The organism is Kitasatospora sp. NPDC004669, assembly GCF_040609455.1.
In the GTDB taxonomy this organism is placed as follows: Bacteria; Actinomycetota; Actinomycetes; order Streptomycetales; family Streptomycetaceae; genus Kitasatospora.
Genome location: NZ_JBEXKB010000192.1, coordinates 1 through 2,718, shown reverse-complemented (window position 1 = coordinate 2,718; position 2,718 = coordinate 1). Strand labels below are relative to the sequence as shown.

At 70.6% G+C, this 2,718-nt stretch carries 3 protein-coding genes; 2 read left to right on the top strand and 1 reads right to left on the bottom strand.

The features are described from left to right. Window positions 1–582: 582 nt before the first annotated feature. Window positions 583–1,710 (top strand): NADH:flavin oxidoreductase, encoded by a 1,128-nt coding sequence (locus ABZW30_RS46765; protein ID WP_355677455.1) that lies wholly within the window; start codon window positions 583–585, stop codon window positions 1,708–1,710. Window positions 1,711–1,761: 51 nt separating this feature from the next. Further along, the gene (locus ABZW30_RS46760; protein ID WP_355677454.1) at window positions 1,762–1,953 is read left to right on the top strand and encodes a hypothetical protein; all 192 of its coding nucleotides are present in this window, start codon (window positions 1,762–1,764) and stop codon (window positions 1,951–1,953) included. A gap of 3 nt (window positions 1,954–1,956) precedes the next feature. Here the strand turns inward: ABZW30_RS46760 and ABZW30_RS46755 are convergent, their stop codons facing one another. Continuing rightward, window positions 1,957–2,340 (bottom strand): CPCC family cysteine-rich protein, encoded by a 384-nt coding sequence (locus tag ABZW30_RS46755; RefSeq protein ID WP_355677456.1) that lies wholly within the window; start codon window positions 2,338–2,340, stop codon window positions 1,957–1,959. Window positions 2,341–2,718: the final 378 nt, after the last annotated feature.

Sequence of the window (2,718 nt, the reverse complement as noted above, 5' to 3'; positions counted from 1 at the left end):
CGCTGTTGAGTTCTCAAGGAACGGACACTTCCTTCGGACCGCCTTCCAGCGGGCCCTCCGGGCGCTTCGTTCTTTCGCGTTTCCAGCTTATCAGATGTTTTCCGCTCCGCTTCCGGGGCTTCGTTCATCCAACTCCCTGGCGTCCTCTAGGGCTTGACGCCCCGTCCGACGTTTCAAACTCTAGCCGATCCCCGCTCCGAAAAGCGAATCCAGCCGCAATCCGATAAAACACACACGCCGAATTCGCCCCGAGCCGCGACACGAAAAACGCAGACGCGACCCGGCCCGAGCCGGGAGGTGATGTTTCAGGGGATTGGCCGCTCCGGGACCGTCCGCGCCGATGCGTGTCCGGTGCTCCCTGCCGAGCGACTGGGAGACAGTACCCCTACCGAGCGCCCGAGACAAATTGCAGGAGCATCCACGTCGTGAAGAGACGACCGTCCCCGCCGGCACGCAGTGGCGCAGATCACAGCGGGTTTCGCGCGGCCGACGAAATGCGGCGGCTGCCGAGGTGGTTGGCACGGGCAACCGTTTCCGCCTGGCGCCACCACCACTGTCCACCGCTATCCGCGAGGAATCCCCATGACCGTCACCGAGCCCTCCACCTCCCGCGCGGCCGAGATCCTGTCCCGGCCCGTCACGATCAACGGGCTGACCGTGCCCAACCGCATCGTGATGGCCCCGATGACGCGCAGGTTCTCCCCGGGTGGCGTGCCCGGCGAGGACGTGCGCTCGTACTACGCCCGCCGCGCCGCCGCAGGGGTCGGCCTGATCGTCACCGAGGGAACGTACGTCGGCCACGAGTCCGCCGGCCAGAGCGACGACATCCCGCGCTTCCACGGCGAAGAACAGCTGGCCGGGTGGGCCCGCGTCGCCGAAGACGTCCACGCGGCGGGCGGCACCATCGTGCCGCAGCTCTGGCACATCGGCATGGTGCGCAAGCAGGGCGACCCGCCGTTCGCCGACGCCCCCGCCGTCGGCCCGTCCGGCATCCGGCTGGACGGCACCGAGGGAACCGGGCGAGCGATGACCCGGACCGACCTGGACGCCGTCATCGGCGCGTTCGCCGAGGCCGCCACGGCCGCCGAGCGGATCGGCTTCGACGGCGTCGAGCTGCACGGCGCCCACGGCTACCTGCTCGACCAGTTCCTGTGGGCGGGCACCAACCGTCGCACCGACGCCTACGGCGGCGACCCGGTCGCCCGGACGAAGTTCACGGCCGAGCTCGTCGCCGCGGTGCGGGAGGCCGTCTCCCCGGGATTCCCGGTGATCTTCCGCTACTCGCAGTGGAAGTCGGAGAACTACGACGCCCGCCTGGCCGAGACCCCTCAGGAACTGGAGGCGATCCTCGCCCCGCTCGCCGACGCCGGCGTCGATGCCTTCCACGCCTCGACCCGCCGCTACTGGGTCCCCGAGTTCGACGGCTCGGACCTCAACCTGGCCGGCTGGACCAGGAAGCTCACCGGCCGCCCCGCCATCACCGTCGGCTCGGTCGGCCTCGACGGCGACTTCGTCCGCGCCTTCATGGGCGAGGGCGCCCCGGTCCAGGGCATCGACAACCTGCTCGACCGGCTGGAACGCGACGAGTTCGACCTGGTCGCCGTCGGCCGCGCCCTCCTCCAGGACCCGCAGTGGGCCGCCAAGGTCCTCTCCGGCCGCTTCACCGACCTGCGCCCTTACGACGCCGCCGCGGTCCGCACCCTGAGCTGACCACCACACCCCGCGGACCCGGCCGCACGGCGAGTGCTGCAGGACCGGCGAATGAGCCAGGACGGCGGTCAGGTCCGACGGGCAGTGCGGCGACGGCACCACGCCTGCACGTGCTTCGTCACCACCATGGAGGTCCGCCCCACTCTCGAACGCCAACGAGACGACGCACCGGCCAAGGGCCAGGTCGCCCGCGAGCAGATCCTCGACGGCCTCCTGGCCCGACTCGACGAACAGGCCGGGTGACGGTCATCCGGCGGCGGGACGCCAGAAACCCGTGTCCCGACAGCGCCACCAGTACAGAACCGTTCGATCGACCGGCCACGCGGCCAGCTGGACGCCCTGGGGCTCGAAGTGGTCGCGCTCGGGGTCGATGGGCCGCCAACTCCGGTCCTGCGGCTCATCGTCCAGGGGTGTGCGGACATGCTCCACGGATCGTTCTTCGCAAGCTCCGAAGGCCTGGTAATTCTCCTGGGCCTCGATCAGCGAAGGTCGGTTTGCTCCGCCTGGGTAGTCCGGCCAGCGAAGCTGAACGGCGTCGTCTTCCCAGAAACACACCGGGCAGATCTCATACGAGCCGGGCGGCTCGCCCATGGTCAGACGGCCACAGCACACACAGGGGTACCTCAACATCACGCCCGTCATCCTGTCCCACCCCACCGCGAAGGCCTATTGGTTTCCAAGAAGTCGACAGCGAGACCCGCGGACGGGCAGACCGACCGGAAGGCCGAGCAGGCACTCCGACACGGGGATGCTGTCCAGCCGCTCGGCACCAACAGCCTGGCGCCTGCGGTGCGAGGGCACCTGGGGCAACGCTGCCTCGCCCGCCGGGCCCCACGCCCGTTTCCGCCCATGAGCGCCGCCCGGTCGTGGGCCGTGTCCGAAACCCTCGTCCACCAGGCAGGCCCCAGGCGTGTATCGGCGCCCGGGGACACCCCGACCCGCGGGGGGTGGCGGGGGCTGGTGTAGGGGGCCGGGGGGCGGGCGGGGGGGGGGCGGGGGGGGGGGGGG

Bases quoted from the DNA above. Each gene is read 5' to 3' on its own strand.
- ABZW30_RS46765 (WP_355677455.1), top strand. From the start codon at position 583: ATGACCGTCACCGAGCCCTCCACCTCCCGCGCGGCCGAGATCCTGTCC.
- ABZW30_RS46760 (WP_355677454.1), top strand. From the start codon at position 1,762: ATGAGCCAGGACGGCGGTCAGGTCCGACGGGCAGTGCGGCGACGGCAC.
- ABZW30_RS46755 (WP_355677456.1), bottom strand. From the start codon at position 2,340: ATGTTGAGGTACCCCTGTGTGTGCTGTGGCCGTCTGACCATGGGCGAG.